General features: G+C 69.1%; 25 protein-coding genes and 1 tRNA gene. 13 read left to right on the forward strand and 13 right to left on the reverse strand.

All coding sequences use genetic code 11. From position 1 onward, the window contains the following. The first annotated feature begins 16 nt into the window (after window positions 1–16). The 6 genes from AB0B64_RS16535 (at window position 17) to AB0B64_RS16560 (ending at window position 4,939) form a co-directional block, all read left to right on the forward strand. Window positions 17–1,372: a hypothetical protein gene (locus AB0B64_RS16535; protein WP_358178204.1), complete on the forward strand. Its 1,356-nt coding sequence runs from the start codon at window positions 17–19 to the stop codon at window positions 1,370–1,372. Between the two features lie 102 nt (window positions 1,373–1,474). After that, window positions 1,475–2,608, forward strand: a complete 1,134-nt coding sequence (locus AB0B64_RS16540; RefSeq protein WP_358178206.1) for a DUF2510 domain-containing protein — start codon at window positions 1,475–1,477, stop codon at window positions 2,606–2,608. 70 nt (window positions 2,609–2,678) lie between these two features. Continuing rightward, window positions 2,679–3,272, forward strand: a complete 594-nt coding sequence (orn, locus tag AB0B64_RS16545; protein ID WP_358178208.1) for an oligoribonuclease — start codon at window positions 2,679–2,681, stop codon at window positions 3,270–3,272. Window positions 3,273–3,338: 66 nt separating this feature from the next. Continuing rightward, a tRNA-His gene (locus tag AB0B64_RS16550) sits at window positions 3,339–3,414 on the forward strand. Window positions 3,415–3,570: 156 nt separating this feature from the next. Beyond that, a complete protein-coding gene (locus AB0B64_RS16555) occupies window positions 3,571–3,798 on the forward strand; it encodes a response regulator transcription factor (RefSeq protein ID WP_357956073.1) in 228 nt (75 codons plus the stop codon). Window positions 3,799–4,168: 370 nt separating this feature from the next. Beyond that, window positions 4,169–4,939, forward strand: coding sequence for a helix-turn-helix transcriptional regulator (locus tag AB0B64_RS16560; protein WP_357956075.1), 771 nt, complete (start codon window positions 4,169–4,171; stop codon window positions 4,937–4,939). A gap of 258 nt (window positions 4,940–5,197) precedes the next feature. On the opposite strand, the gene AB0B64_RS16565 is transcribed toward AB0B64_RS16560, so the two are convergent. Then, window positions 5,198–6,661, reverse strand: coding sequence for a serine hydrolase domain-containing protein (locus AB0B64_RS16565; RefSeq protein WP_358178210.1), 1,464 nt, complete (start codon window positions 6,659–6,661; stop codon window positions 5,198–5,200). A gap of 269 nt (window positions 6,662–6,930) precedes the next feature. On the opposite strand from AB0B64_RS16565, the gene AB0B64_RS16570 reads away from it, so the two are divergent. Further along, on the forward strand, window positions 6,931–7,668 hold the full coding sequence (locus AB0B64_RS16570) for a TetR/AcrR family transcriptional regulator (protein ID WP_357956079.1): 738 nt from the start codon (window positions 6,931–6,933) through the stop codon (window positions 7,666–7,668). A gap of 378 nt (window positions 7,669–8,046) precedes the next feature. On the opposite strand, the gene lat is transcribed toward AB0B64_RS16570, so the two are convergent. The 4 genes from lat to AB0B64_RS16590 all read right to left on the reverse strand — a co-directional run bounded on the left by lat (window position 8,047) and on the right by AB0B64_RS16590 (window position 12,228). Beyond that, the gene (gene lat, locus AB0B64_RS16575; RefSeq protein WP_358178212.1) at window positions 8,047–9,333 is read right to left on the reverse strand and encodes an L-lysine 6-transaminase; all 1,287 of its coding nucleotides are present in this window, start codon (window positions 9,331–9,333) and stop codon (window positions 8,047–8,049) included. 76 nt (window positions 9,334–9,409) lie between these two features. Beyond that, window positions 9,410–9,943 carry an HdeD family acid-resistance protein gene (locus AB0B64_RS16580; protein WP_357956083.1) on the reverse strand — a complete coding sequence of 178 codons (534 nt, stop codon included), beginning with the start codon at window positions 9,941–9,943 and terminating at the stop codon, window positions 9,410–9,412. Window positions 9,944–10,043: 100 nt separating this feature from the next. Then, window positions 10,044–10,691, reverse strand: coding sequence for a hemolysin III family protein (locus tag AB0B64_RS16585; protein ID WP_357956085.1), 648 nt, complete (start codon window positions 10,689–10,691; stop codon window positions 10,044–10,046). 76 nt (window positions 10,692–10,767) lie between these two features. Continuing rightward, window positions 10,768–12,228, reverse strand: a complete 1,461-nt coding sequence (locus tag AB0B64_RS16590) for a penicillin-binding transpeptidase domain-containing protein (protein ID WP_358178214.1) — start codon at window positions 12,226–12,228, stop codon at window positions 10,768–10,770. Window positions 12,229–12,329: 101 nt separating this feature from the next. Between AB0B64_RS16590 and AB0B64_RS16595 the strand changes: the two genes are divergently transcribed. Continuing rightward, window positions 12,330–13,175, forward strand: a complete 846-nt coding sequence (locus AB0B64_RS16595; RefSeq protein WP_357956090.1) for a fused MFS/spermidine synthase — start codon at window positions 12,330–12,332, stop codon at window positions 13,173–13,175. 17 nt (window positions 13,176–13,192) lie between these two features. Here AB0B64_RS16595 and AB0B64_RS16600 read toward each other — a convergent pair whose 3' ends face one another. Then, on the reverse strand, window positions 13,193–13,861 hold the full coding sequence (locus AB0B64_RS16600) for a response regulator transcription factor (RefSeq protein WP_357956092.1): 669 nt from the start codon (window positions 13,859–13,861) through the stop codon (window positions 13,193–13,195). Then, a complete protein-coding gene (locus AB0B64_RS16605; protein WP_358178216.1) occupies window positions 13,854–15,596 on the reverse strand; it encodes a sensor histidine kinase in 1,743 nt (580 codons plus the stop codon). The genes AB0B64_RS16600 and AB0B64_RS16605 overlap by 8 nt, the downstream gene beginning before the upstream one ends. Window positions 15,597–15,788: 192 nt before the next feature. On the opposite strand from AB0B64_RS16605, the gene AB0B64_RS16610 reads away from it, so the two are divergent. Continuing rightward, window positions 15,789–17,330, forward strand: coding sequence for a serine hydrolase (locus AB0B64_RS16610; RefSeq protein ID WP_358178218.1), 1,542 nt, complete (start codon window positions 15,789–15,791; stop codon window positions 17,328–17,330). Window positions 17,331–17,453: 123 nt separating this feature from the next. Next, the gene (locus AB0B64_RS16615) at window positions 17,454–18,413 is read left to right on the forward strand and encodes a pirin family protein (RefSeq protein ID WP_358178220.1); all 960 of its coding nucleotides are present in this window, start codon (window positions 17,454–17,456) and stop codon (window positions 18,411–18,413) included. 152 nt (window positions 18,414–18,565) lie between these two features. Here the strand turns inward: AB0B64_RS16615 and AB0B64_RS16620 are convergent, their stop codons facing one another. Further along, on the reverse strand, window positions 18,566–18,949 hold the full coding sequence (locus AB0B64_RS16620; RefSeq protein ID WP_358178222.1) for a hypothetical protein: 384 nt from the start codon (window positions 18,947–18,949) through the stop codon (window positions 18,566–18,568). Between the two features lie 212 nt (window positions 18,950–19,161). On the opposite strand from AB0B64_RS16620, the gene AB0B64_RS16625 reads away from it, so the two are divergent. Both AB0B64_RS16625 and AB0B64_RS16630 read left to right on the forward strand, forming a co-directional pair. Beyond that, window positions 19,162–19,716, forward strand: a complete 555-nt coding sequence (locus tag AB0B64_RS16625; RefSeq protein WP_358178224.1) for a MarR family transcriptional regulator — start codon at window positions 19,162–19,164, stop codon at window positions 19,714–19,716. Next, window positions 19,713–20,084 (forward strand): hypothetical protein, encoded by a 372-nt coding sequence (locus AB0B64_RS16630; protein ID WP_358178226.1) that lies wholly within the window; start codon window positions 19,713–19,715, stop codon window positions 20,082–20,084. Before AB0B64_RS16625 ends, AB0B64_RS16630 begins: the two co-directional genes overlap by 4 nt. 64 nt (window positions 20,085–20,148) lie before the next feature. On the opposite strand, the gene AB0B64_RS16635 is transcribed toward AB0B64_RS16630, so the two are convergent. Together AB0B64_RS16635 and AB0B64_RS16640 are read right to left on the reverse strand one after the other, a co-directional pair. Continuing rightward, on the reverse strand, window positions 20,149–20,478 hold the full coding sequence (locus tag AB0B64_RS16635; RefSeq protein WP_358178228.1) for a nuclear transport factor 2 family protein: 330 nt from the start codon (window positions 20,476–20,478) through the stop codon (window positions 20,149–20,151). Beyond that, the gene (locus AB0B64_RS16640; RefSeq protein ID WP_358178230.1) at window positions 20,475–21,575 is read right to left on the reverse strand and encodes a low temperature requirement protein A; all 1,101 of its coding nucleotides are present in this window, start codon (window positions 21,573–21,575) and stop codon (window positions 20,475–20,477) included. The genes AB0B64_RS16635 and AB0B64_RS16640 overlap by 4 nt, the downstream gene beginning before the upstream one ends. Window positions 21,576–21,713: 138 nt before the next feature. Here AB0B64_RS16640 and AB0B64_RS16645 point away from each other — a divergent pair, with 138 nt between their 5' ends. After that, on the forward strand, window positions 21,714–23,111 hold the full coding sequence (locus AB0B64_RS16645) for a M6 family metalloprotease domain-containing protein (RefSeq protein ID WP_358178232.1): 1,398 nt from the start codon (window positions 21,714–21,716) through the stop codon (window positions 23,109–23,111). Between the two features lie 368 nt (window positions 23,112–23,479). On the opposite strand, the gene AB0B64_RS16650 is transcribed toward AB0B64_RS16645, so the two are convergent. From AB0B64_RS16650 to AB0B64_RS16660, 3 genes are all read right to left on the reverse strand, one after another. Beyond that, the gene (locus AB0B64_RS16650) at window positions 23,480–24,259 is read right to left on the reverse strand and encodes a hypothetical protein (RefSeq protein ID WP_358178234.1); all 780 of its coding nucleotides are present in this window, start codon (window positions 24,257–24,259) and stop codon (window positions 23,480–23,482) included. Between the two features lie 71 nt (window positions 24,260–24,330). After that, complete coding sequence (locus AB0B64_RS16655; RefSeq protein WP_358178236.1) at window positions 24,331–24,606, reverse strand: 4a-hydroxytetrahydrobiopterin dehydratase; 276 nt, start codon at window positions 24,604–24,606, stop codon at window positions 24,331–24,333. Window positions 24,607–24,615: 9 nt separating this feature from the next. Further along, window positions 24,616–25,491 carry a carbohydrate ABC transporter permease gene (locus AB0B64_RS16660; RefSeq protein ID WP_358178238.1) on the reverse strand — a complete coding sequence of 292 codons (876 nt, stop codon included), beginning with the start codon at window positions 25,489–25,491 and terminating at the stop codon, window positions 24,616–24,618.

The following is a 25,491-nucleotide window of genomic DNA, read 5'->3' on the forward strand; positions in this document are numbered from 1 at the left end:
TCGGGGGGCTACGGCGATGGACAACCCGAGAAACGGTATCGCCGGCTTCCGGCTCACCGAGCACACCTGGAACACCGAACTGGGCAACTGGATCGACGCGATCTCGCCCGACGGGCGCCGGGCAGGGGCCCTGCTGTTCGACCCGAAGATCATCGGGCTGCCCGGGGTGCGCGAGCGCGTCGTGGCGACGGTTCTGACCGACCAGCGGCTGGTCCTGGGCGGGCTGGCCGGGCTGATCCCCGTCGCCGACGTCGTCGCGGCGGGCGAGCAGGTCTGGCTGCTCACCGCGCAGGCCGTGAGCCCGACGCTGTCGGACCTGCTGGCCTCGGGGGCGATCGAAGCGAGCGGCGCGGCGGCCGTACTGGCGGAGACGGCCCAGACCCTCCTCGCGCTGCACGCGGCCGGGGTCACCCACGGTTCGGTGCATCCCGGCTCGGTGGTCATCACCGCCGAAGGCGCGGCGCTGCTGTCGGAACGCGGCTTATCCGACGCCATCCGCGGCCAGGTCTCCCCACCGGAGCGGGACGTGGCGGCGTGGGCGTCCCTGGCGCGGGCGCTGGCCGCCTCGGTCACGCGGAGCGCCCCGCGCGCGGCGGCGCTGTTCGAGCGGGCCGCGGTCACCACGACGACGCACGGCTTGGGCACCGCCAGGTCCGTCGTGCTCTCCGAACCCGCTGCGCTGCCGGGTGGGGCGATCAGGCACGATCAGCTGGCCCAGGCGGCCCGGGGCAGGTCGGCGTTCGCGCATCCTCCCGTGGAGGCGCAGCCGCCGCTCGACGAGGGCGACATCGTCACGCTGCTCGCCGTTCCCAGCCCGCACCAAGCGCCGGTGCACTTCGGGCCCGGCGTGAGCTCTGGAGTGAGCACGGAGTCGCCGCAGGCCGGCACCACGGCCGAACGGATCTGGCGCGAGGGCCGGGAGCAGGTCGGAACGGTCCAGCGCGGCGGCAAGCCAAGTAAGGCGGCACGGGCGCGGCGGCGCCGGACCATCCTCTCGGCGATACTGTTCGCGGTCATCATGGGCGGCGCGATCCTGGCCTGGCTCAAGCTGAGCGGCGCGCCGGAGCTGGCGATCAAGTCGATCGACGTCGTGGCCCCGAAGAAGACGCAGGGCTGCGACAGCGCCGTCGTGGTCACGGGCAAGATCGTCACGAATGGCGAGGCGGGCCAGATCAGCTACGAGTGGCGCAAGAACCTGGACAAGGAGGTCGTCAAGCAGACACTCCAGACGACCGCCGACCAGACCTCCTACACCGTGCCGCTCCGGTGGACGCTCAAGGGCAAGAGCACCGTCAAGGCCACGGCCACGTTGCGGGTGCTTTCTCCCGGCCCGCTCAGGACGGACAAGGCGAGCTTCACGTACAAGTGCTGATCCCTGAGCGCTGATCTTGGGCGCTGATCTTGGGCGCTGATCTTGAGCGTTGGTGCCGAGCCAGCAATGCATATCAAAGCTGTTGTTACTACGCTGACGAACATGACCACGCAGACCCCCGCGGGCTGGTACCCCGACCCGTACGGATCGCCCCAACTCCGTTGGTGGGACGGCGGCCAGTGGACGGACGCCACCCACCCGCTGGAGCAGGGGGCGTCACCGCAACAGCAACCGCCGTCCGGACCGCAGCAGCAGTCGAGCCCCGACTGGTCCGCCACGCCGGCGAACCCGACGCGGCAGTTCGGGCAGCCGACATACGGACAGGCCGCGTACGGGCAACCGACGCAGGAACAGCCCGCGTACGGGCAATCCACCCAGGGCCAGCCCGCTTATAACCAGCCCTCTTATGGGCAACCTGGTCAGGGCTCGGCCCCCTACGGGCAGGGTCAGTGGGGTAACACGCCGCTGCCCGGACCCGGCTACGGTACGCCGCCGAAGGAGAGCAATCCGCTGCCGTGGGTGTTCGGCGGCCTGGCGGCGCTGGTGGTGGTCGGCCTGATCGTGGTGGCCGGGATCTTCTTCGTCAACCGCAACACCGACGGCACCCTCGCCTCGTCGCCGACGCCCAGCGAGACGGAGCAGCTGCCGCAGCAGCAGGAGACCACCGAGCCGCCACCGAGCATCACAGAGCTGCCACAGCCCCAGGACGGCCGCATCACCGACCCGCAGGCCAACCTGTCGTACCAGGTGCCCGAGGGCTGGAAGGTGCCGGCCGCCAGTTCCCTGAACGGCAGCGACCCGTCCCAGCAGGCCTGGTCGAGCGGCGTGGGGGCGACCTCGCAGGAGAAGTACAACGGCAAGGACGACTGGAGCGGCAACGTCTACACGGGACTGCTCAGCAAGAGATACCCCTACACGGGGACGGACGGGCTGGGGGACACGGCCAAGACGGTGTTCGTGGACTTCGCCCAGTACTACCCAGTTACCCACACCAACAAGATCATTCAGGACAAAGCACTCAAAATCGGCGACAAGTCCGCCTGGGTGCTCCAGTTCCAACTCGACTTCTCGAAGGAGTCGAAGGCCAAAGGTTACAAGTGGAACAAGGAAAACGGCGCGATCGTGGTGATGGATCGCGGCGCGGGCCAGAGCCCAGCCCTCGTATACGTGTCAGTTCCGGACAATCTGGGCACCGACGTGGTCGAGAAGGTTCTCAGCTCGCTCAAGCCCGCGTAACCGGTGGCACTAGGCTGGTGGGGTATTCAGGCGGGCGGATGACTCCGAGCCGCTTGGGCGAGGAGATCGAATGAGTGACTTGCTGGTCTGGATCGACTGCGAGATGACCGGGCTCGACCTGGGTCGCGATGCGCTCGTCGAGGTGGCGTGCATCATCACCGACAGCGAGCTCAACCAGCTGGACGAAGGCGTCGACGTGGTCATCAAGCCGCCGCCCGAGTCGCTGGAGCAGATGTCGCAGGTGGTCCGCGAGATGCACACCGCCTCGGGGCTGCTGCCCGAGATGGCGGGCGGGGTGACGCTGGCGGAGGCGGAGTCGCTCGTGCTCGACTACATCCGCCGCCACATCCCCGAGCCGAAGAAGGCGCCGCTCTGCGGCAACTCCATCGGCACCGACCGCACGTTCATCGCGCGCGACATGCCCGTGGTCGATGGCTATCTGCACTACCGGATGATCGACGTGTCGTCGATCAAGGAGCTGGTCCGCCGCTGGTACCCCCGGGTCTACTTCGCCGCCCCGGAAAAGCAGGGCGGACACCGCGCTTTGGCCGACATCACGGAGAGCATCAGGGAGCTCCGCTACTACCGGGCGGCCATCTTCGTCGGCCAGCCCGGCCCCGATTCGGCCACCGCCAGAGCGGTCGCCGAGCGTGTCAGCGGCTAATCGAGTGGCGTAAAGACTCCCGAAGAACGCTACACTTTTCCTGTGCCGCCACGTCGGCGGCCAATGGTGGGTGTAGCTCAGCTGGTAGAGCGCCAGGTTGTGGTCCTGGATGTCGAGGGTTCAAGTCCCTTCACTCACCCCATGCACGCGGCCGGTCCTTCGGGACCGGCCGTTGTCGTTTTTCTACGGCAACGTCCCCAAAACATGACATTGCGAGTTATGCTCGCTGTCTACCGCTTACGCCGGATGCGCGGGGGCCTCGGCGATCTGACCGTCTGCGCGCGCCCCCGGAGGCCGGATGAGAGTCGAAGACGCAGCGTTCGATAGCGTGTTCACGTCCCTGAGCAAGCGCGAAACCGAGGTCATGGACCTGATCGCCACTGGGCAGTCGAATGGGCAGATCGCGCAGCGGCTGTTTCTCAGCGAGAAAACGGTCAAGAACCATGTCAACCGCATCTACGCCAAGCTCGGCGTGGACTCACGCGTCACCGCGATCGGCCTCTGGCAGTCTCGTCCCCTGCCCTGACCCGGCGATCTCGCGCGTCTCGCCGTGTCGGGCTGTCTCGCGTGACGGCCCTTCTCAGATGGCGGCCCACCTCACGTGGCGAATCCCCGCGCGTGGCAGATCCCCGCGCGGGAGTTGCGGGGCCTTTGTCTTACGGTCCGCATGTCTTTTTACGGCCGGCATGGGGCACCCCCACCCGCCACACGTGGCTGAGCTCTGTCCAGGAGAACGCTCCTCCGGTGGAGGCGGTCAGCCGCCGTTACGAGACGGTGAGACCGTCTAAGGGCCATTTGTGAGCCCGAGCCCACCCTCTGACGACGCCCTGCGGGGAGGCCCGGCGATTCCCTGCGGGGAATCGTGCTCCGTCACCCGGGTGGGCTAGAAAGGGGGCGTGGAACGATTCGCGAGCGAGCTGCGGCGATGGCGTAGCAGTCGGCGGGTGAGCCAGCTGGAGCTCGCCAACCGGGCCGGCACCACCCAGCGTCACCTCAGCTTCATCGAGCAAGGCCGTTCCCGCCCCGGGCGGGCCATCGTCGTACGCCTGGCCGAGTCACTCGAGCTGTCGCTGCGCGAACGCAACGGCCTGCTGCTGGCGGCCGGCTACGCTCCCGTGTTCCCCGAGTCGGGTCTGGACGACGCCATGCTGCGCCCCGTACGCGAGGCTCTGGACAGCATCCTCGACGGGCACCTGCCGTATCCGGCGGTCGTCGTTCGGCCCTACGGCGAGTTGCTGGCGGCCAACGCGGCCTTCGGCGTCCTCACCGAGGGGGCGGCGCCCGAGCTGCTGAAGCCGCCGGTCAACGTGCTGCGGCTCGCCCTGCATCCCAAGGGCATGGCCCCTCGGGTGGTCAACCTCGCGGACTGGGGCCGGCACATCATCGAGAGCCTGCGGGCCGAACTCCTCCGCAGCCCGGATCCGCGGCTCGACGCGTTCATCGCCGAGCTGGAGTCCTATGTGCCCGACGCGGTGCCGGGGAGCGATCATCTCGGGTTCGCGGTGCCGCTGCGGTTGCGTACCGGCGACGCCGAGCTGCGGCTGCTGACCACGCTCACGTCCTTCGCCACCGCGGTGGACGTCACGCTGGCCGAGCTCAAGCTGGAGGCGTTCCTGCCCGCCGACGCCGCCACAGCGGCCTTCCTGCGGTCCCGCCACCGCCACTGACCCCGACTTGGCCGACCCCGCCCATGACCGCTGTCGGCCTGGGCTCGACCCGCCCGCTCCCCCGCCACTAACCCCCTCCCGGCCTCCCACGCAAGCAGGCGTCGCGGACTTCACGCGGCGTCGCCGCCTGACCGGAGCTTCCACCGGCACTCTGCCCCTGCCTGCTCCAGGTAGCGAGTGAGAGTCCGGCGTGGAGGGTGAGCGGGCTGTCCGGTGGCCCGCATCACCTCCGCCAGGTCGTATGCCTGCTCGCCGGCGTCAGGCGATCTTGGGGGTGGCGCGCATGCCGACGTACACGCAGGCCGTGCCGTCGGCCAGGGTGGAGAAGACGACGGGCATGTAGTCCTCGCTGAAGGACGGGCCCGCCCCCGTGGCCGCGAAGACGGTCTGGGTCACCGGGAGCAGCTCCATGTCCAGGGGCGGGGACATGTCCTTCATGTCGTCCACGAACTCGTAACGCATGCGCAGGCTGTCACCGTCGTCATCACCGGCGCCTCCGCTGTCCTGGCTGACGGTGATGACGACGCCGGCGCGCCGGTAGGTGCCGAGCAACGGGGTGATGTCCACGGTGGAGGGTTCGGCGGGCGGGCCGAAGGGGGCGGGCATGGTGACGCCGGCGAGTTCGGCGAGCAGGTCGCGGAACAGGTCGGCGTACAGGAGCCGGGCGCTGCCGCCGTTGGTCAGCAGGACCAGGGCGAGACCGGCGTGCGGGACGACGCGCAGGTAGGCGTACTGGCCGATGGCGGCGCCGTCGTGGCCGTAGCCGGGAACGCCGTTCCAGTCGTAGAGGGTCCAGCCGAGGCCCCAGCCGTCGGCGGAGACGGTCCACTTGTCGGGCACGTCGGTCTCGCGGCGCTGCATGGCGGCGACCGCCTCGGCCGACAGCACCGGGCCGCCGCCGGCCAGGTGCATGGCGGCCAGGCGGGCCATGTCGCCGGCGGAGGTGATGACGCGGCCGGCGGGGCCGGCCGAGCGCGGCATGAGGTCCCAGGCGGGGGCCGGGTCGGGGTCGGCGCCGGGCTCGCCCAGGTGGCTCATCGCGGCCGAGAAGCGCAGCGCCTCCTCCGGCAGCGTCATCGAGCGCTCCAGGCCGAGCGGGGTGAACAGCAGGTCTTTGAGAGCCTGGTCCCAGGTGCGGCCGGTGAGGACCTCGATGAGGCGGCCCAGCACGATGTAGCCGAGCCCGCCGTAGGAGATCGCAGTGCCGGGCGGGCAGTCCAGCGGCACGTCCCGGGCGGCCTCGACGTAGCGGGCCAGGCAGTCGTCGCCGCGCCCGCCGTCGTAATTGAAGTCGTTGGTGACGCCGCCGGTGTGCGACAGGAGTTGGCGGACGGTGATCGTCCGGGTGGCCACGGGGTCGGGAGTAGCGAACTCGGGCAGGACGTCGGCCACCCGGGTGTCCAGCGTCAGCCGGCCCTCGTCGATCAGCCGCATCACCAGAGTGGCCGTGTAGACCTTGGCGATCGAGCCGGACAGGAACACCGAGTCGGTCGTCACCTCCACGCCGGTGCCCCGGTGCAGCACGCCGCTCGCCAGCTCGTGCACCCGCCCGTTGACCAGCACCGCCAGCGACGCGCCCGGCACGTGATGCCGCCGGCGCAGCTCGTCGAAGCGCGCCTGCCAGCGGGCCAGGTCAAAGGTCTGTCCCTGCGAGCCGGCACTCCCCCAGTCGCCGCTGGCCGTCCAGCCACCTTGCTCGGTCCACTGCACGTTCGTCGCCATGCTTCCTCCTGTACGACGTTCCCTGATGCGCACACTGTACGCATAGTGGATCGGTGTACGCAACAGCGCACGGTGAAACGGTCGAGGCGGTCAGCAGACATGGGGCCCCGCCCAGCGGCGGGGCGGCCGTGCAGCAGCCGCAGCGGTGCGGCGCTCCAGCCGTGCGGCCGTGCAGCTTGGCGGGCCTTCGTTGGTCACAGGGTGGGATCACTGTACGCATGCTGCGAACGCCGTACGCTACCATGGGGGTCCCGCAACGAGGAGACCTGATGCCAGCCGAGAAGCAGCCCATCCCCTCGGTATGGGCCCGCCCGCGTCCCAAACGGGAGCAGCCGTCGCTGAGTCGCGACCGGATCGTGTCCGAGGCCATCCACCTCCTGGACACCGAGGGCATCGACGCCCTGAGCATGCGCAGCCTCGGCGCCCGGCTCGGCGCCGGAGCCACGTCTCTCTATCGGCACGTGGCCAACAAGGACGAGCTGATCGAGCTGGTCGTGGACGAGATCTACGGCGAGGTACGGGTGCCCGCCGCCGACCCCGCACGCTGGCGGGTGGCCGTCACCGAATCCGCCCACAGCCTGCGCTCGATGGTGCTGCGTCATCCCTGGGTCGTCTCCGTGCTCGGCCAGATCGGGCTCGCCTACCTCGGGCCCAACCTGATGCGGCAGTCGGAGCGCATGCTCGCCCTGTTCAAGGCGGCGGGCATTGCCGTTGACGAGGCCGATCAGGCCATGAATCTGCTCATCGCCTACGTCATCGGAATGACCACCAGCGAGGCCGCCTACCTGTCGGTGCTCGCCCGCAGTGGCCAGAACGAGCAGGACTGGCTTGAGAGCCTGCGACCGACCACCGAACAGGCCCTGCAGGACTACCCGCTCCTGCGCGACGGGCGCGCCGCGGAGCAGACCAAGGATCCGGAGCAGATCCGCGCAGAGTCCTTCGTCTACGGCGTCGAGCGCATCCTGGATGGCTTGGAGACCAGGCTCGGCCGCACCCCCGCCCGTTGAGACACGGCCGGAGGGCGACGGAGCGGAACCGGTAGCCCACTTCTGCAGGCGGCCGATGCGGAGCGCTTTCGCGGCCGGCTCCGAGCCGGCCATGGTGTTCGGCTTCGTCGAGCCGAACGATGCGGGTCGAGTCCGGCGTAGGTGTCGAGCAGGACACGGGCGCGGTTCTGGCTGGGGCGGGGCGTCGGGGCTGGTGGCGCGGGCCGCGTTTTGCGGCAGGGAAACGCTCGGCTCGCTGATCAGCGGGAACACCGTCAACGCCGGATAAATCGCCCCCCGAGCCAGTGCCGTGTCGCTGGCCCGCGGGGCGTGGACGACGCCGCATGGACGACATCACGTGGACGACGCCCCGTGGACGCGTGCCAGAGGCCAGGCGGCCTAGGCCCGCGCCATCAGTGGGAGGGCCGCCGAGATGGCCGTGAGGCCGTGTTCCAGGTCGGATTCGGGGATGTTGAGCGCGGGCCTGAGCCGTACCGACCGCGGCCCGCACGCCAGGAGCAGCACGCCCGCCTCGTCCCGCAACCGCGTGACCAGCGCGTCGCGCGTGGCCCCGTCGGGCAGGTCGAACGCGCACATCAGGCCGCGCCCCCGGGCGTTGGAGACCAGGTCCGGGTGTTCGGCCTGCAGCTTGACGAGGCGTTCGACGAGGACGGTGCCGAGGGTGGCGGCGCGCGGGATGAGGTTGTCGCGTTCGATGATCTCCAGGAGGCCGCGCGAGCGGACCATGTCCACCAGCCCGCCGCCCCAGGTCGAGTTGATCCGGCCGCTGACCTGGAAGACGTTGTCGGGGACCAGGTCCACGCGGCGGCCCGCCATGATGCCGCCCACCTGGACCTTCTTCGCGAAGGCCACGATGTCCGGCGCCAGGCCGAGCTGCTGGTAGGCCCAGGGGGTGCCCGTGGTGCCGCCGCCAGTCTGCACCTCGTCCATGATGAACAGCGCGTCGTACTCGTGACACAGCCGCTGCATCGCCTGCAGGAACTGCGGGCGCATGTGGTTGTCGCCGCCCTCGCCCTGGATGGGCTCGGCGATGAAGCAGGCGATGTCGTGCGGGTGCGCCTCGAAGGCGGCGCGCGCCTGGGCGAGCGCGTGCTCCTCGGCGGCCTCCACATCTCCGAGGTGTACGGCGGGTACGTCGATGCGCGGCCAGCGGAACTGGGGAAAACGGTCGGTCTTACCTGGTTCGGTATTGGTCAGGCTCAAGGTGTAGCCGCTGCGGCCGTGAAACGCCTTCGTCAGGTGCATGACCTGGGTGCCGAGGTCGCGGGAGCGGCCCGCCGCCTCGTTGCGCCGGCTCTTCCAGTCGAAGGCGGTCTTCAGGGCGTTCTCGACGGCCAGCGCACCGCCTTCGACGAAGAACAGGTGGGGCAGCTCGGGGTCACCGAGGACACGGGAGAAGGTCTCGACGAAGTCCGCCAGGTGGGCGGTGTACATGTCGGAGTTGGCGGGCTTGTTACGGGCCACCTCGCCGAGAAGCCGGACGAAGTCCGGGTCGAAGGGCGGGTTCACGCCGAGCGGCGCGCTGGCGAAAAACGTGTAGAAGTCAAGGTATCGGCGGCCGTTGCCGGCGTCGACGAGCCAGGAGCCTTGGCTGTGCTCCAGATCGAGCACGAGCCGGTAACCGTCGACGAGCAGATGGCGGGCAAGGCGGTCGTGTACGTCCATGTCACCTCCACGTTGAAACCAGACATGGCATACGTTTCCCGGCCGAACCTAGGTCTATGCGGAAAATCTCCGGAATTCAGGCGGCATGGGCGAACTTCTTTACCTCGAACGACAGCACGATCATCGCGATGCCGTACAGGATGGCGAAGATCCCGACCAGCCAGACCAACGTCAGCAGTCCCGCGCCGGGCCAGATGAGCAGCAGGACGCCGAAGACGATGGACAGGATCCCGCCGATGATGAGCATCCACTCGTTCTCGATCACCTTGCGCATCTGCACGCCCGCGACGATCTCCGATGCTCCGCTGAGGATCGCCCAGAACGCGATCACGAAGAGCAGGACCAGCGCGGTCTTGCCCGGCCAGACGAAAGCTATGATCCCCGCCAGGATCCCGAGAATCCCGGAGATGATGAGCCAGACGCGGGAGTCCGTTCCATGCCGGAAGGCGGAGAACACCGAGACGAGCCCGCTGACGATGGCGTACGAGCCGAAGAAGATCACGAGCACGAGCAGCGTGATCGCGGGCCAGATCAGCGCCAGGATGCCGAAGATCACCGCCAAAATGCCGCGGATCAGGACGAGCCACCAGTTGCGTGCGATTTGCTCCATACTGGTGTGATCTCCCGATCGATCGCGCAAGCAGCCCACAGCGCGGTCAAAACTCGGTAACCCGCCACTGTCGGGGCGAAGCACCTAACCGAGCAGGCCCTTAGGCGTGGGAGTAAACCACGATCGACACCGCGACGTACTGCACCAGGTAGGCGGCGATCGTGAACGCGTGGAACACCTCGTGGTAGCCGAACCAGCCGGGCGCCGGGTCCGGGCGGCGCAGACCGTACACGATGGCTCCGGCGCTGTAGAAGACGCCGCCGACGGCGACCAGCACGACGGCGGCCACGCCCGCGCCCGCGAGCAGCTGCGGCAGCACGAAGATCGCGGTCCAGCCGAGCGCCAGGTAGAGGACCGTGTACAGCCAGCGCGGCGCGCTCATCCAGAACACCCGGAAGAGCACCCCGGACAGCGCGCCGCCCCAGACGACCGCCAGGACGGCCACGCGGGCGGCGCCGTCGAGCGCGAGGAGCGCGAAGGGCGTGTAGGTGCCCGCGATGATCAGGTAGATGTTGGCGTGGTCGAAGCGCCGCAGCGCCTCCGCCAGGCGGGGGCCCAGCGTGCCGCGGTGGTAGGTGGCCGAGATGCCGAAGAGCAGACCCGAGGTGATCGCGTAGATCGCGGACGCGAGACGGGCCTGCAGGGTGGGGCCGAGCGCCACGAGCGCGAACCCGGCGACCAGCGTCACGGGCAACGCTCCAGTGTGCAACCAGCCTCGTAGCCTCGGCTTCGCGGTGATGGTCGTCATATAACCTACGGTACCGTAGGTTATGGCCACGTTGAGGGTGTGGGACCTCGACGAGACGAAGGTCATATCCCAAAGGTCATATCCCGTTGAGGAAGCGTGCCGCGACCGGCAGCGCGGCGCTCCGGCCCGAGCCGCCGTTGCGTACGAAGACGCTGAAGGCCAGGTCGTCGCGGTAGCCGATGAACCAGCCGTGCTCGCGCCCGCCAGTGGCCTCGGCCGTGCCCGTCTTGCCGGACACGCCCGCGGGCAGCCCGGCGGCGGCGGCCGTACCGTGGTCGACGACGGCGGCCATCATCTCCCGCAGCGCCGCGATCGTCCCCTCGTCGAGTTCGACCGGTTTCGCGGCCGGGCCGTCGATCCGCTCGGCGGCGGCCTTGGACAGGATGCGCGGCACGCGCAGTGTGCCGCTCTCGACCGCCGCCGCGACCATCGCCATGCACAGCGGGGTCGCCTCCACCGTGCCCTGGCCGAAGGAGTCGGCCGCCAACTCGTCCATGCCGTCCGGCGGGTCCATCCGCCCGCAGTTGCCGCCCAGGCCCGTGGCCAGCTTGGCACCGCCGAACCCCCACTTCGCGGCGGTCTCGACAAGATCGTCACCCGATAATCGGGCGACGGCCTCGCGCACGAATGTGGTGTTGCAGGAGTACGCGAACGCGTCGGCGAACGTCACCTGGCCGTGCGCCTGCTCGCCCGCGTTCTTGACCGTCCTGAAGTGCGGGATCGTGTACGTGGCCGGGCAGTCCACCTCCGCCGCCGGATCCAGGCCCGCCTCCATCAGCGCCGCCGCCGTAACCGTCTTGAACGTGGACCCGGGCGGGAAGAAGTCGCGGAACGCGCTGTAGTTTCCCTCCAGCCGATCGGCCACCGCGAGCACCTCACCGGTGCTGGGCCGGATCGCGATGATCGACGCGTCCCGCACCCCGTCGAGCGCCCGCGCGGCCGCCGCCTGCACCGACCGCGACAGCGTCGTACGCTCCAGGTTCACCTTGGGCTCGACGGTCATGAGCCGCCGCGCCTGCTGTCCAGGCAGGGCGGACTCCAGCGCCCATCCCTGCGCCACCTCGTCGAACTCGGGCTTGAGCTCGGCGAGATAGGAGTCGGCGTAGCTGTCATTGGGGATCTTGTCACCCTCGCTGGTCACCAGTTCGACCGCGGGCCGGTCGAACTCGGCCAGCCGCACCGTGCCCCCGTCCTTGAGCCGGGGATCCAGCGTCTCCGGCGCCCAGAGCACCTTCCAGGTCCGGTCGCGCACGGCCAGCCGCAACGTACCGCTGAACGGCCACGCCCCGAACTCGCTCAGCGTCCTGCTCCCGGTGAACGGCACCTCGGCCGAGGTCTCCCCCGTGCTCTTCACGGCCCCGGGCCGCAACTGGATGTCCTGAACATGCAGGTCGTCCGAGAACGACCGGTGCCGGGTGACGAAGTCCGCCGGCGGCTGATAGACCAGGGTGGCCATGGCCCGCAGGTCCCCCCGCTGCCATGCCGTGAAGTAGGCGGCCGAGGTCTGCGCGGCGCTGCCCTTGACCCGCTTGGACACCACTGTCGCGAAGACACCTGCGCTTACTACCGCAACAACGGCGATAACCAGCACAATCAGCCTTCGTCGTCGCATACGGTTACTCCCAGGAGGGGATCATCGTGGCACGAGGACAGCGGGAGCCGATGCCCGGCCTTTACCCGGTGACGTTCGGCGAGATCGAACTGCTCCGGGACCTGGACAGGCAGGACGGCTGGGTACTGTCCAAGGATGGCGTACCTCAGTCGTACGTTGACTTACAAGACCCTACATATCTGGAATTCGAGTACGTACGGCTTATGGCGGACGTGATCGACCTTCTTCCGGAAGGCGCGCTCGCCTGCGTCCACGTGGGCGGCGGGGCGTGCACGATCCCGCGCTATGTCGCGGCCACCCGGCCAGGGTCCCGGCACATCGTCCTCGAACCCGACGGGCTCCTGGTCAACCTGATCCGCGAGCAGCTCGACCTGCGGTCCGTGCCACGGCTGAAGGTGATCGTGCAGGGTGGGCGCGAGGGCACCGCCAAGGTCTGGGACGACTCGGCCGACCTGCTGGTCCTCGACGCCTTCTCCGGCGCCACCATGCCGGTCGAGCTGGCCACGACGGAGTACATGGGCGACATCTCCAGGGTGCTGCGCCCGTCGGGCACGCTGCTGATCAACATGGCGGACGGCAAGGGCCTGGCCTTCGCCAGGCGGCTCGTGGCGACGGTCCAGGGGACGTTCCGGCATGTCGCGCTGCTGGCCGAGCCGGGCGTCATGCGCGGGCGCCGCTTCGGCAACCTCATCGTCGCCGCCTCGCGGGCGGAGCTGCCGATCGACCTGCTGACCCGCCGCGCGGCCGGCGGCCTCACCCAGGCCAGGTGTGTGTACGGGGAGGCGCTGACGAACTTCGTCGCGGGTGCCCACCCGATCAAGGACGGCGACGCGGTGCTGGCCCCGGTGCCACCCCCGGCCGTCTTCGGCTGAGAAGCTGATAACCGGGCTCAGGGCCCCAGGTAGGCCAGGACGGCGGCGACCCGGCGGTGGACGTCGCCGCTGTTCTCCAGACCGAGCTTGGCGAAGATGGAGTTGACGTTCTTCTCCACCGACGAGACCGACAGGTGCAGCGCCCTGGCGATGGCGCCGTTGGAGCGGCCATGTGCCATCTCACGCAGCACATCGCGCTCGCGCGACGTCAGCGCCTCCTGCTCGCCCCGCACGTCGCGCCTGGCCAGCAGCCCTTCCACCACCTTGGGGTCGATGACCGAGCCACCAGAGGCAACCGCCTTGATGGCGCCGAGCAGCTCGTCGAGGTCACCCACCCTGTCCTTGAGCAGGTAGGCGAACCCCTCGGTGCCGTGCTTGAACAGCTCGAAGGCGAACAGCGCGTCCGAGAACTGCGACAGCACCACGACCCCGACGCCCGGATGATCGGCGTGGACGCGGTGGGCGGCGTCGATCCCCTCGAACCCCTGGCGCCAGTCCCCTCCCGGCATCCGGATGTCGGTGATCACCACGTCGGGGCCGAGCCTGCGCGTGGCGTCGACCAGTTCGTCGGCGTTGCCCACCGCGCCGACGACCAGGACCTCGCCCGAGGTCTCCAGCAGCCGCCGGGTGCCCTCGCGTACCAGGTAGTGATCGTCGGCCACGATCGTGCGGATCCGCTCAGGCATCGACCGGCACCCAGGCGTTCATCCGTGTCCCTTCTCCATGTCCGCTGTCAAGATCAAGTCCGCCGCCGAGCGCGTCGAGCCGGTCGGCGAGCGTGGCCAGCCCCCGGCGGCCGACGGCCGACGGATCGAAGCCCCGCCCGTCGTCCGTGACGGTCGCACGCAGGCGGCCGTCCGCCCGCGCCAGGCGTACCTCTATCTTGGTGGCGCCCGCGTGCTTGAGCGCGTTGGCCACCGCCTCGCTCACGGTGAAGTACATCGCGCCCTCCACCTCGTCGGGGAAGCGCTGGGCGCGCAGCTCCCTGCTCGCGACGACCGTGGTCGGCACCGGCAGCCGGGCGCAGCGCTCCTCCACGGCCTCCACCAGGCCGCCCTGGCTGAGCGAGCTGGGATGGATGCCGGCGGCCAGCTCCCGCAGGTCGTTGAGCGTCTGGCGGGCCTGCTCGCGCAGCTCGGCGAGCATGTCGGGGCCGCCACCGGTGGCGCGAGCCAGCTCCAGCCCGGCGATGAGCGCGACGAGTTGCTGTTGCACGCCGTCGTGGATGTTGCGCTCGATGCGCCGGCGTTCGGCCTCCTGGGCGTTGACCAGGCGGCCGGCCAGCCCGGCGCTCTGGATGGCGAGCCCCGCGGGCACGGCCAGCGCCGCCAGGAGCCGCCGGTCGGCGGCGGTGAGGCGGTCGCCGTCCCTGGGCCCGCACTCGATCCGCCCCAAACCGCCCCGCACGGGCAGCGTCAGCGCCGCGGCGCCCTCCTCCCGCCCGGCGACCACGCGGGTGCCGTCGGCGAGCGTGACCGCCGCCCACCTGACCGCCAACCCATCGCGTACGGCCGCCGCGAGCCTGCCGAGCTGCTCCACGGGCTCGGGCGTCTCCTCTAACGCCGTGCCCAGGCTCGTCAGCATCTCGTCCACGGTCGGCCGGACGTCGAACACCACGAGGAGCCGTGAGCCCCTGATGCCGATCCTGAGGTCGAGCAGCCGGTGCCTGACGACCGCGACAGCGATCGCCACGGGCAGCGACCCGAGCACGGCCAGCGCGCCGGCCGCCCCGGCCACCGGCGCGGCGAGCCCGAAGAGGAAGAACGAGAGCAGCAGGAACCCGGCGAGGTTGGCGGTCATTCCCGCGACCATCCAGGCGTACTGGCCGCGCTCGCCGCTCCCGCTCCGCCGCCAGCGGATCACCAGCCCGCAGAACACGACGAACGTGACGATCCAGGTGACGAGCTGGCCGACCGCGGACATGAGCGCGGCAACCAGGTCCGCCGAGCCGGCCAGCACCAGCTGGCCGGGCGTGGCGGAGGAGATGGGGCCGATCAGGAGGTTGCCCGTGAAGTGGACGGCGATCGCCACGCCCCCGATCCATGCGACGGGCCGCCAGCGGCGCGACGGCAGCCGGCCCTCGGGGAACAGCAGCGGGACGAAGATCCACAACAGGCCGTAGTAGACGGCGAAGACCGCGACCAGCACGCGGACGACCACCGGTGCCACGTCGAGCTTGCTCAGCCCGACGCCGAAAGTGCTCAAACCCAGGCAGACCGCCGTGGCCAGGAGCAGCCAGACATAGCGGATGTGCGGCCGGCGCACTGCCAGCAGCCAGCCGAGTGCCGGCAAGACCAGGCCGATGACGATGTACGCCCACTGCGTCGCAGGGGCGGGCAGGCCGCTGTCCAGCAACGCGCCCGCGATCAGACCCGCGGCCGCGGTCGCCGCGAGCAGCCCGGCCACCAACCTGGAACTCATAAGGCCCCATCGTCGCGGGGGCGGTGGGCTGCGTCTATGCGGATAACCGCACACTCGATGCGGTTATCCGCAGTCTCAAGACGGCGGCTCACCGGGTGGGGTATGCAGGACGGGGTCTGTTGAGTGGGAGGCACGTGTTCCACCTGGGTCTGAGTCGAAATCGAAGTCGAACGCGAAGCCGAAGGAGCCACCATGCACTCTCCGTCGAAGCCCGCCCTCGCTGTCGCGGTCACCGCCGTGGCCGTGTCACTGACCGCCTGCGCGACAGGGACCACCACCAGCAGCCCGCCCGGGGTCGCCGCTAACCGGCCTGACGCCGTCACCAGCCTGCCCGGGGTCGCCGCTAACCGGCCTGAGGGCGTGACGAGCCTGTCCGGGGTCGCCGCATACCGGCCTGCGGGCGACACGAGCTCGCCCGTGTCCGCTGTGAGCCCGCTCACGTTCTCCGCCGCTGGTAGGAACGTTCCAAGCACCCCCTCGGCGACCACCGCGCCGCCCGTGGAGATTCCCAGTACGCCCGTCGGGCAGCAGTTGCGCTGGCTGCTCGACGCCCCCGCCAGGGCGCCGATCGGGCAGGCCGAGCTGGCCGAGCACTTCGCCCCGGCGTTCCTGGAGCAGGTCCCGGCGGACAAGGTCAACGAGACCCTGGCCGGGCTGCGCGGGATCCAGCTGCAGAAGATCATCGGAGCCACGCCCGCCGCTTTGATCGCGCATGTGGTGGTCGGCGCCCAGACGCTCAAGCTGACGCTCTCGGTGGACGCCACGGGCAAGATCAACGGCGTGCGGTTCACCGAACCGGCCACGCCTCAGCCCTCCCCCACGAGCTGGGACGAGCTGGATCGGCGGGCGCGCAAGGCGGCGGCCCGCGTGGGGTTCCTCGCCGCCGAGGTCAAGCGCGATGGCACCTGCCGACCGGTCCACGCCATCGCCGGCCGGCAGGCGCGCCCGCTCGGCTCGATGTTCAAGCTGTACGTCCTCGGGGCCGTCGCCAAGAAGATCGAGCAGGGCAGGTTCTCGTGGGACACCGCGATGACGATCAAGCCCGAGCTGAAGAGCCTGCCCAGCGGCGAGCTCCAGGACCGCCCCGACAACAGCCAGGTGCCGGTGCTGGAGGCGGCCAAGATGATGATCGCCATCAGCGATAACACGGGGGCGGACCTGCTGCTCCACCAGGCCGGCCGGACGGCGGTCGAGGACCGCGTACGGTCCTGGCACGGCCAGGTGAAGCGGAACACGCCGTTCCTGACCACCAGGGAGCTGTTCGCGCTCAAGGGCGCCGACTACCCGCGATACTCCAAGGAGTTCCTGTCGCGCGACACGGCCGGGCGGCGGGACTACCTGTCGGCGGTCGTCGACAAGCTCCCGCGGTCCGGCATCAGGGCGTGGGCCGAGCCGCGCGAGCTGGACACCTTGGAGTGGTTCGGCTCCCCGGCCGACATCTGCCGCGCGTACGCGGGACTGGCGAAGAGCCGTGACAAGCGGGTCGGCGAGATCATGTCGCAGAACCCCGGCGGGATCCAGCTGCCGGCCAAGGAGTGGCCCACCGTCTGGTACAAGGGCGGCTCCGAGCAGGGCGTGCTCGACCTGAGCTACCTGGCCCGCACGCCGTCCGGGCGCACCTTCGTGGTCACGGCCATGGCCTCCGACCCGTCCGCCGCCCTCAAGGAGGACCAGGTGTACGAGGAGCTCGTCGCACTCTCGCGGGGCGCCTTCGCCTTGCTCAAGTCGTCCTGACCCTGGGCCCTTCGGCCTCCTGGCCGCCTGAGCCCGGGCTCCTGGCGGCCGGGACCGCTCGCCTGGAATAGTTGAATTCTCAACTTGGTTGAGAACAGCAGATTCCGCCGAAGGGAGCCCGACATGCCCGCCGTCACCGTAGAGAACCCGCTCAGCCTGCCCCGCCTGCCGGAGCCGCTGACCGAGGCGCAGGGCCGCAAGGTGCTCGCCGTCGAGACCGCGCCGAGCGGCTTCGAGGGCGAGGGCTTCCCGGTACGCCGGGCCCTGGCCGCCATCAAGCCTGAGTACCTCGACCCGTTCGTGATGATGGACCAGATGGGAGAGGTCGACTACGCGGCGGGCGAGCCCAAGGGCACTCCGTGGCACCCGCACCGCGGCTTCGAGACCGTCACGTACATGATCGACGGCGTGATGGAGCACCTCGACTCCAACGGAGGCGGCGGCACGATCACGAACGGCGACACCCAGTGGATGACCGCCGGCGCCGGCATCCTGCACAAGGAGGCGCCGCCGGAGTGGCTGGTGCAGCAGGGCGGGCTGTTCCACGGCATCCAGCTGTGGGTGAACCTGCCGGGCGCCAAGAAGATGATCGCCCCGAAATATCAGGACATCGGAAGCTCCAGCGTCGCGCTGCTCAGCAGCCATGACGGCGGCGCCCTGATCCGCCTCATCGCGGGCGACCTGGCCGGGAACACCGGGCCCGGCAGCACCCAGACGCCGATCACCCTGCTGCACGCCACGATCAGCCCGGGTGCGCGGCTGACGATGCCGTGGCGCAAGGACTTCAACGCCCTCGCCTACGTCCTGTCGGGACGCGGCACGGTCGGGAGCGAGCGGCGCCCGCTGGTCAGCGGCCAGCTGGCCGTGTTCGACGGCTTCGGCGACCGTCCGGGGCTGACCACGTCGGGTGAGACGATCACGCTGTCGGCGAAGGACACGATGGAGGTCATCATCCTCGGCGGTCAGCCGATCGGCGAGCCGGTGGCCCATTACGGCCCGTTCGTCATGAACACCCGCGCCGAGCTGGCCCAGGCTTTCGAGGACTATCAGGCGGGGCGTCTGGGCTCCATTCCCGCCGCCTGATTACGAGAATCGCATTGAGCGGCCCGCTATTAAGCGGGTCGCTATCGAGTAGGTCGCTATTGACCGGGCGCTATTGAGCGCGCCGCCAAGTCATTGGAACTGGGCCGCCGTTATTCACGGCGGCCCATTGTGTTCAAAGGGCGACGCGGCGGCTACGGACGGACCACTGTCTTCTTCGGCCCGCAGTGGTCGAATTTCACCTTGTACGGCTTGCTCACACAGGCCCAGAGCTCGATCTTGCCGTGCGACATGCGCCTGGTCCGCTGCTCAAGGCAGTCCTGGTTCTTGTAGTAGTTGGCGTACTGGTAGGTGTGCCCCTGGTATCTGACTTTGGCCATCGCGTAGCGGTGGTCGGCGTTCCGGTCGCAGACGATGATTCTCGTGTCGCTCTCCAATTGAGCTTCGGCGAGCACGCCCCCGTGCCCGTCACTCAGGGATGCGCGGGGAATCGCCCGTGCGGTTGCCGAAGCGGCGGTGGTGCCCACGGTGGCGAGCGCCAGTCCGGCGATGGCGGTGACGAGTAGCAGCTTTTTCACAATGCCCCCTGTCGTTTTGCATTTCCGTAGGAAAGACGACGGCATCGGCGGCAAAGTTCATAAAAAGTGCGAGCCGATTTCGGCGCGCTCGTCGAGGGCGGCCCATGGCCGGACGGCCCCGCCGGTCGCGAGGAGGCCCGTCCGGGAGCCCTGCGAACCCGGCTCCGGCCGGTCGACAAGTAGTGAAGTACGTACTAATGTGCTGCTTCATCATGAATGAAGTACATAAATCAGATTTCCACACTGACCCCGATGGAAGCCTCTTCGATCCCGCGACCAGGACCGCCATGCGGCAGTTCACCGGCGGAGGCGACACCGCCGCGCTGGAGGCCGCGGCCGCCGTTCGCACCGCCTTCCACGCCATCGAGCGCATGCGCGCCCACGGCAGCCAGGGCAGAGGGTTGAGCTCCGGCGCGATGGACCTGCTGATGCGGCTCGGCGCCGCCGAAGGAGACGGAGTGAGCATCGGGGAGCTGGCCCAGTCCGCGGGTGTCAGCTCCCGTAACGTGACCGGGCTGGTCGACACGCTGGAGCGTGAGGGTCTGGTGCGGCGGGTCCCCGACCAGCGGGATCGGCGCTCGGTCCTGGCCCAGATCACGGCAGAGGGACAGGATTGGATCAAGGCGTTCAGCGAGCCGTCGCAGCGGGCGATGACGGCGATGTTCAGGGACTTCACGGCCGACGACCTGACCCGGTTCCGGGACCTGTGCCTGCGGGTGGCCGACAATCAGCGCCGGCTCGCGCAGTATCTGGAAGGTGCCTCATGAGCGGCGAGAACCGGACGCGTGAGGTCGTACGCGGCTACCACGAGGCGCGCTTCCGTGGCGATGTGGCCACGGCCGCCGCGCTCATCGGTGACGGGTTCAGCTTCCGGAGCCCGCTCATGAGCTCCGACGACGCCGCCGGCCACCTGGCCGGGATCACCGGCTTCGTCCAGGTGGTCACCGGCGTCGATCTGATCAGCGAGCTTTACGGCGAGTCGGAGGCCACGCTCGTGTACGACGTGCACACCGCCACGCCGGTGGGCACCCAGCGCACCGCCGAGCACTTCCAGCTCGTCGACGGCCGGATCGTCTCCATCATGCTGATCTTCGACGCCACGCCGTGGCAGCCGATGAGACAAGTGATGGGCTGAGCCCAGCTGAGCTGACAGGCGAACTGGGCCGACGAGCTGGGCTCAGCTGACGGGCTGGGCGCGGTCAGGGGGACGGCAGGGCGGCGGCGGTCTGGCGCCAGATCCTGCCGTCCTTGATCACTAGCGTGCCGAACGTGGTGACCTTGTTGCCGGCGATGGTCATGAGGGCGTTGTAGAAGATGACGTCGTCCACCGCCTGGATGGACATGACCTCGACGACCTGCGGCTCGGCGGCCAGATAGGCGCCGAACAGCTCCCGGATCTCCGCCGCTCCCCTGGCCACGCGGTCGAAGCGGACGACCATGGCCTCCTCGTGGTACTGCGCCAGCAGGGCCTCCAGGTCCCGATCCGCGATAGCGGCCAGTTGGCGGTCGAACAGCTCCATCACGGTCATGCCTCTCCTCCGGGCAGGGGACGGCGAAGATCGTAGGCGACCTGCGCTCCGCCGTACAAGAGAATCAAAGGGAACGCCAGCGCGGCCGGGAGCGCGGAGGTGACGAGCGTGAGCACGGCGGCCGCCATGCGGATGCCGGTCGCGAGCCGGTCGCCGGAGCACAGGTGCTGGAGGCCGAGGGTGACGAACACCACCGCGGCGGGCACCCCGACGGCCCAGCCCGTCCCCGGGTGGGTGATCGCGTGCTCGACACCGATGCCGAACGCGACAAGGCCCAGCGACAGCGGCAGATGGGAGTAGACCCAGACCTGTCCGGCCAGCTGGGTACGCAGCACCACCGACTCGTCTATGTGCCCGAAATACAGCCACCAGAACGCCATGGCGATCGCGATGCCCGCGAGGGCGATCAGCAGTGTGCCGGGCGTGACCGCGTGGCTCTTCAGCCCGACCACCACCGCGGCGACGACCTCGCCCAGCACGATCACCACGAACAGCCCGAACCGCTCGGGCAGGTGCTCACTCTGCGGCGGCAGCGCGCCCTGGTACCGTCGCGCCAGGAGCGGCGTGGCCAGATCGATGACCATGGCGATGGCCCACAGGACATAGCGCAGCGGCGGCTCGACGGCCGGCGACGCCGTCCAGATGACCACCGACACCGTGAACCCGGCCACATAGCTGCTGGTCAGCGACCGCCCTTCGGGCACATGCCGCCCGGCGCGCAGGTAGGCCACGATGAGCAGGATCCGCACGGCCACGTAGGAGAGGGCGAACAACGCGGAACGCTGCTCGATGTCGCCCAAGCTCGCGGCCATCGTGCCAACGGCCAGGATTTGGGGTAATACGAGCAGGCGATGGCTCACGTCATCGGTGTCGAACCTGTTCGCGTAGAACACGTAGCCCGCCCAGGCCCACCAGATGGGCACGAACAGCCCTATGAACGCCAGAATCCGCCCTGGTTCGGTCCCCTCGGCCAGCACATCGGCCAACTCGGCCACGGCCACCACGAACACCAGGTCATAGAGCAGCTCCAGCCAGGTGGCCCGTCGCTGCACTCCCTCGAACAGCCGTAACCTAGGCGGCTGCCAACTCCTGCTCACCCGTACCTCCGCATGTAATCGTGTAATTATGTCGCCCTGGAGTTCTGGTGTGCACGGCACCGGCTGAGTATGGGGTACTCAGGACAGACCCCATTATCCGGCCTACCTTCGCGGAAGGACGGACGATGGGGGGACACCATGCACTTCGTTCCATTAGCGCCGGATGCGCTGGCCAAGCTGGAGACCCGCTTCTACGAACTGAAGGCGGCCGGGCTGCTGCCCGAGCACCTGACGTTCGAGGACTACTACGCGATGTGGCGTTCCGAGCGGCGTGGGCCGCGCTCGGTGGGCCTGGATGACGGCAACCTCACCCCGCAGGCTCCCGACGTGAGCCTGATCAACCGGCCGCCGAAGAAGCTCAAGGGTGTCATCAAGACGCTGGTGCTGCTGGTCGACTTCGATGACCGACCGCACGATCCGGCTCATGACGCGGAGCACTTCAGGCGGCTGCTGTTCGGCACTCAGCCGGGCAGCATGCGCGACTTCTACCGGAAGGTCAGCGGCTTCAGCGACGACCACGGCATCGACGTGCAGGGCGAGGTGTTCGGCTGGTTCCGGCTGCCGCAGACGCTGGCCTTCTACGCCAACAACAAGTCGGGGCTGGACGAGGACCACTTCCCGCGCAACGCCCAGGGTATGGCGCGGGACGCCGTGCAGGCCGCTCTGGCGGCGGGCGTCGAGATCGACCCCTCCTACGACGTACTCGACGAGCACCAGGTCACCGCGCTGTTCGTCGTGCACGCCGGCCCGGGCGCCGAGACCTTCGCCGACGCCGAGGGGCTCCAGTACATCTGGAGCCTGAAGTGGACCGTCGGCGACGAGCCCATCTCGGTCGGGCCCGACCTGGAGGTGAGCACCTTCCTGACCGTGCCCGAGGACTGCAACGTCGGCGTCTGCGCCCACGAGTGGGGGCACCTGGCGGCGCGCTGGGCCGACTACTACGACACCGACCGGGCGCAGACCGGCGCCAAGTCACACGGGCTGGGCAACTTCTGCCTGATGGCGGCCGGCTCGTGGGGCAACCGCGGCGTCACGCCCGTGTACCCGACCAGCATGCTGCGCATGTTCCACGACTGGGTCACCCCACGGCTGGTCACCGAGACCACCCACGGCATCACGCTCCGGCCGGTGGCCGAGGGCGGTGACTTCATCGTCATCCGTAACGATCGGACGATGAAGGACTCGCAGTACATCGTCGTCGAATACCGCCGCAAGCGGGGCCAGGACGAGTTCCTGCCCGACCAGGGCATCGCGGCCTACGTCGTGGACGAGGCCATTCCCAACGTCGACGACGAGCGGCGCCTGGCGATCGAGCTGATGCAGGCCGACGGCCTGCGCCAGCTCGCCCAGATCGGCAGCCTGGGGAACAGAGGTGACGCCAACGACCTGTATCCCTCACTGGGCAACACGAGCATCGGCCGGGACACCAGGCCCCCGCTCGATCTGCCCGGGGGCGGATGGACCGGCGTGACCATCGAGGTCTCCGGCACGCCGGGCGATGACGAGATGACGATCGACGTCGTGGTCAGCTCGTAAGGGCAGTCCATGACGGGGCCGACTACGGCAGATGCTGGGCGAGTGCCGCGACCGCCCAGCATCTGCCGTGACTGGCTCTATCTCGTCGCACGCGCCGACCGCGGTCCGCCATTCTCTCGTCGTACGGGCTGACCGCGGTCGACGAACCTCCCGTCGTACGCGCTGACAGCGATCCACGAACCTCTCGTCATACGTGCTGACACCGGTCTACGAATGGGCCCTGCGGGCGGCCAAGAGTGCGCACGTCACGGCGCCCAGCCCCGTGAACCGCAGGAGCGTGCCCCTGGACGGAGCCCAGGTGGGACGGTGGGTGGGGTGGGTGTGGCCGGCCGTAAAAAATCGCCCGTAAAAATCGCCCGTAAAAACGCTCAGTTGAGCGTGAGGCAGGCGATGCGCGGGGCGGGCTGCTCGGAGGGGGTGGTCGGCCTGGCGTGGAGGACCAAGGAGTGGGGCACCTCGCCCGTCAGCGGCCAGTCGTGGCGGGCGGTGGCGCGCCCGGCGCCGGAGCCGTCCGTCTTCAGGTCCAGCCACACCTCGCTGGTGGCGTCGGCTCGGCCGGCTATGTGCTGGAAGTGCGCCCCCGCGTCGGCGGGGCCCTTTCCGCAGGGCGCGACATGGAGGTGGGCGCCGTATCGATGGTTGGGCACCAGGCCCTCCACCACCAGCGAGGTCACCGTCTTGCCGCCCGTGGACTCGGCGGTCACGCTCGCCTGAGCCCCCTTGGGCACCAGCTTGCGGTTGTACACGATGGCCATCGTGGTGCGCGGCTTGAACACTCCGGCGCCCGTGAGCGTGGTGGGCGCCGCAGCGGCGTCGGAGCTGTGGACGGCGTTTCCCACGGGCGCGTCGGCCTCGGGATCGGCCGGGCTCTGCGCACAGCCCGCGACCGCCAGGGCGAGCAGCAACGCGGCCGAACGCGCCCTCAGCGGGCGAGCGGCCCCACGGGCCGTGACGCCCGGCCGGACGGTCCCACCGACGGTGTCGCGGGCAGTCGCGCAGTCTGTGTCGAGTGGGGCGGCGGACTGCTCCACGATGACGAAGTCGGGGTAGCCGGGGCTCAGCTGCGCGCGAGGCTTGCCGGCGCGCGCCCTCAGTGACCGGACGGACGCGGGCATCCGCTGTGCGATGGCAGGCGTGGGCAGGCGCATGGGAACCCCCAAAGCGGTGACGAGCCCTGGCCAGGCTCACGGGGCCACCACTCTAACCAGTAACCGACCCACTACGCACCGTGTTTGGCGGCGATCCCGTCGATGAGTCCGGCCAGGGTGAAGTCGTTCTCCGTGAGCCGCCCCTTGTCGTGGGTGGTCAGCGAGAGGTGCAGTTTGCGCCACCGGATGTCGATGTCGGGATGGTGGTTCATCTCTTCTGCCTGGACCGCGATCTCGTCGACGATCCGGATGGCCGTGGGGAAGTCGGGCGCGGTGATCGTACGCCGGATCTCCTCGCCCTCCCTGCGCCATTCGGGCAGGTCGTTGAGCTTGCTGTCGACGTCCATAAGCTCACGTTACTTCAGCGCCCCCGCGCCGAGGCCGGACTGGATCTGGCGTTGGAAGATGATGTAGACGATCATCACCGGGATGATCGCCATGCTGAGGGCGGCGAACAGGCTCGGCCAGTCCGCCTCGTACCCGGCGATGGTGGAGATGTCGGCGATGCCCTGGGTGATGACCCACTTGTCCTTGTCGTCCGTGAGCAGGACCAGGGGCAGCAGGTATTGGTTCCATTGGCCGAGCACGTTGAAGATGGTGATGCTGATCAGGCCGGGCTTGGCCATGGGGAGCATGATCTGGAAGAACGTGCGGGTGTGGGAGGCGCCGTCGATCGCCGCCGCTTCGGCCACGGTGTCCGGCAATGTACGGAAAAATGCGGCCAAGAAGAAGACCGTGAACGGCAGCGAGTACGCGATGTAGACCAGGATGAGCCCGATGTGGGAGTTCAGCAGCCCGAGCTGGAGGACGACGAAGAACAGCGGCCCCAGCGCCAGGAAGATCGGGAACGCCATCCCCGCCACAAAGAAGTAATAAATCACCCTGTTGCCGAAAAACTGGTAGCGGGCCAGCACATACGCCGCCATCGAGCCGAACAGCATCGTCCCCAAAGTGCTGAAAAATACGACGACAACGGTGTTGAGCATGTACTGCCCCACGTGGGCCTTGTCCCAGGCCCTCCCCCAGGCGTCGAGCCGCAACTGACCGGGCAGCTGAAGCGCGTCCCCGAAGATCTCCGTGTTGTTCTTGAACGACGCGAGGAACGTCCAGAGCAGCGGCAGGATGATCAGCAGCGCCCAGATGAAGAGCGCCAGATGCGAAAGGCCGCCAAGGACCCCGAGCCGGGGTCTGGCCGGACGAGGCGTGGCCATGTCGGAGGAAGTCGATGCCAT

Origin of the sequence: Nonomuraea sp. NPDC049129, from assembly GCF_040648495.1 — a bacterium.
In the GTDB taxonomy this organism is placed as follows: domain Bacteria; phylum Actinomycetota; class Actinomycetes; order Streptosporangiales; family Streptosporangiaceae; genus Nonomuraea.

What these genes read in the sequence shown, in the direction of transcription:
- AB0B64_RS16535 (WP_358178204.1), top strand. Translation starts at nt 17, where the DNA reads ATGGACAACCCGAGAAACGGTATCGCCGGCTTCCGGCTCACCGAGCAC.
- AB0B64_RS16540 (WP_358178206.1), top strand. Translation starts at nt 1,475, where the DNA reads ATGACCACGCAGACCCCCGCGGGCTGGTACCCCGACCCGTACGGATCG.
- orn (WP_358178208.1), top strand. Translation starts at nt 2,679, where the DNA reads ATGAGTGACTTGCTGGTCTGGATCGACTGCGAGATGACCGGGCTCGAC.
- AB0B64_RS16555 (WP_357956073.1), top strand. Translation starts at nt 3,571, where the DNA reads ATGAGAGTCGAAGACGCAGCGTTCGATAGCGTGTTCACGTCCCTGAGC.
- AB0B64_RS16565 (WP_358178210.1), bottom strand. Translation starts at nt 6,661, where the DNA reads ATGGCGACGAACGTGCAGTGGACCGAGCAAGGTGGCTGGACGGCCAGC.
- AB0B64_RS16570 (WP_357956079.1), top strand. Translation starts at nt 6,931, where the DNA reads ATGCCAGCCGAGAAGCAGCCCATCCCCTCGGTATGGGCCCGCCCGCGT.
- lat (WP_358178212.1), bottom strand. Translation starts at nt 9,333, where the DNA reads ATGGACGTACACGACCGCCTTGCCCGCCATCTGCTCGTCGACGGTTAC.
- AB0B64_RS16580 (WP_357956083.1), bottom strand. Translation starts at nt 9,943, where the DNA reads ATGGAGCAAATCGCACGCAACTGGTGGCTCGTCCTGATCCGCGGCATT.
- AB0B64_RS16585 (WP_357956085.1), bottom strand. Translation starts at nt 10,691, where the DNA reads ATGACGACCATCACCGCGAAGCCGAGGCTACGAGGCTGGTTGCACACT.
- AB0B64_RS16600 (WP_357956092.1), bottom strand. Translation starts at nt 13,861, where the DNA reads ATGCCTGAGCGGATCCGCACGATCGTGGCCGACGATCACTACCTGGTA.
- AB0B64_RS16605 (WP_358178216.1), bottom strand. Translation starts at nt 15,596, where the DNA reads ATGAGTTCCAGGTTGGTGGCCGGGCTGCTCGCGGCGACCGCGGCCGCG.
- AB0B64_RS16610 (WP_358178218.1), top strand. Translation starts at nt 15,789, where the DNA reads ATGCACTCTCCGTCGAAGCCCGCCCTCGCTGTCGCGGTCACCGCCGTG.
- AB0B64_RS16615 (WP_358178220.1), top strand. Translation starts at nt 17,454, where the DNA reads ATGCCCGCCGTCACCGTAGAGAACCCGCTCAGCCTGCCCCGCCTGCCG.
- AB0B64_RS16625 (WP_358178224.1), top strand. Translation starts at nt 19,162, where the DNA reads ATGAATGAAGTACATAAATCAGATTTCCACACTGACCCCGATGGAAGC.
- AB0B64_RS16630 (WP_358178226.1), top strand. Translation starts at nt 19,713, where the DNA reads ATGAGCGGCGAGAACCGGACGCGTGAGGTCGTACGCGGCTACCACGAG.
- AB0B64_RS16635 (WP_358178228.1), bottom strand. Translation starts at nt 20,478, where the DNA reads ATGACCGTGATGGAGCTGTTCGACCGCCAACTGGCCGCTATCGCGGAT.
- AB0B64_RS16645 (WP_358178232.1), top strand. Translation starts at nt 21,714, where the DNA reads ATGCACTTCGTTCCATTAGCGCCGGATGCGCTGGCCAAGCTGGAGACC.
- AB0B64_RS16650 (WP_358178234.1), bottom strand. Translation starts at nt 24,259, where the DNA reads ATGCGCCTGCCCACGCCTGCCATCGCACAGCGGATGCCCGCGTCCGTC.
- AB0B64_RS16655 (WP_358178236.1), bottom strand. Translation starts at nt 24,606, where the DNA reads ATGGACGTCGACAGCAAGCTCAACGACCTGCCCGAATGGCGCAGGGAG.
- AB0B64_RS16660 (WP_358178238.1), bottom strand. Translation starts at nt 25,491, where the DNA reads ATGGCATCGACTTCCTCCGACATGGCCACGCCTCGTCCGGCCAGACCC.